At 63.9% G+C, this 707-nt stretch carries 1 pseudogene; it reads left to right on the plus strand.

The annotated features are described in order from the left end of the window. Positions 1-458: 458 nt before the first annotated feature. A pseudogene (locus AC1DP3_RS18355) lies at positions 459-707 on the plus strand (rhamnose ABC transporter substrate-binding protein); the annotation flags it as partial.

Raw genomic sequence — 707 nt, forward strand, 5'->3', positions numbered from 1 at the left:
CCCTAGTTGCATTGGCGAATCCTCCGGCTCGGACGCCGCGAGGACTCAAGTCGGGACCGCTCCGGCCTTCCCAATGCACGGGACAGGGCAAATGCGACCGTGACAGTGATCGCAGCGAGCGCTTGGGGTTTCACATCATTCCCGCGCGAATCCTCCCTCCCGCCAGCCGGCCAGGACGTTCGCCGCGCGATTTGAACTACCTACCCCAACCGGGGTAGGTAGCACGTACCCCGGCTGGAGTAACTTCCGTCGTCTGCGCACGACGGGTGGCCCCCGGTGGGCCGAAATATCGCCGCAATTATCCAGTTGCGAGCAACTCGTGCCACATCCAGCGATTGCCGCCTTGCGTCGATGCCCGAGTAACTTGMCTCGGAGTTGATTCGTTTCAGCGACCCGGATTCAGTCTGTCGACCGAAGGAACAAGGATGTTCGCAGCTATTCGCATGCTTCGCCCAGGCGTGACCGTTGCTCTCACTCTGGCCATTGCCCTCGTCGCGACCGGTTGTGCCGGTAGCGTGTCGGGAGACAGCAGCGGCGGGGGAGGCGACTCGTCGAACCTGTCGATCACGATGCTGCCGAAGAACCTCGGCAACGCGTACTTCGACACCTCGACGAAGGGCGCGACCGAGGCGGCCGACGAGTTCGGCGGCACGCTCGATGAGGTCGGCCCCTCGGAGGCGAGCCCGACCTCGCAGGTGCAGTACATC

Source organism: Microbacterium sp. P5_B6 (genome assembly GCF_056400345.1).